The following is an 856-nucleotide window of genomic DNA, read 5'->3' on the forward strand; positions in this document are numbered from 1 at the left end:
TTCATAATTGTCCGATTCCGGAGACGGTCGATGGAATAGTACTACAAGACGCAATGACGGAAGAACACAAAGGAGTTTCCTCGATTAAGTATACAAATAATTACGGCGAAACGGATGGGGAGAGACGAGAATGGAGTGAAAGTGAGGAAGAGGCCTTAGAAGAACGGTTGAGTAATATGGGTTATCTCAATTGAACAAATGAGCGAGAAGAATGATAATGGGATATTTACAATCGCTAAACAAGGTAGCATCACCTTTCTTGGGAACATATTGGGAAAAGCACTCGGTTTTTCGTTTGTCGCTACAGCGACCCGACTCGTCACTCCTACACAATACGGGGTCTACACACTAGCGTTGTCGATCGTTCTCTTTGTTCAGGGCTTCGTCAGTCTCAACATTCACCGATCAGTCGATTACTTCATTCCACAATTCCTCAATAATAATGAGTACGGAAGGGCTAAATCAACGCTCCGAAACGTTTTGATAATTGGAACCTTCTCTTCATTAGTTGGATTAACGATCGTTTTTCTGAGTAGATCCTTCATCGCAGATCTGTTTGGCGAGCCTCAGCTGGTCATCGTACTCGCACTGTTTGTGCTACTGATCCCGATTCAGACGGTCAATAAGGTACTGATTGCATCTTTCAACAGTATCAAGCGAATGGAGTATCGGATGCTGGTGAAAGATCTGCTGAACCCCCTTTGCCGGATCGTCGCAATAGTCGTGCTTATAACCACCGGGATGGGTCTTATGGGTTTGGTCGGGGGGTATCTCGTCGGGGTTGCGTTTGCAGTATTTACTGGACTGATAATTTTTATATATAGGGTAGAGTGGATCAGAGAGTCTGAAGTGGAGT

The 856-nt window shown here is 44.6% G+C and carries 1 protein-coding gene and 1 pseudogene; both read left to right on the forward strand.

What is annotated here, in order from left to right:
• Nucleotides 1-194, forward strand: a pseudogene (locus EXE45_RS21425) (nucleotide pyrophosphatase); the annotation flags it as partial.
• A 4-nt stretch (nucleotides 195-198) separates the two neighbouring features.
• Nucleotides 199-856: oligosaccharide flippase family protein (locus EXE45_RS16335; protein WP_158294283.1), on the forward strand; the 658-nt coding region annotated here is incomplete at its 3' end.

This window comes from Halorubrum sp. SP9 (assembly GCF_005435015.1).
Lineage (GTDB): Archaea > Halobacteriota > Halobacteria > Halobacteriales > Haloferacaceae > Halorubrum > Halorubrum sodomense.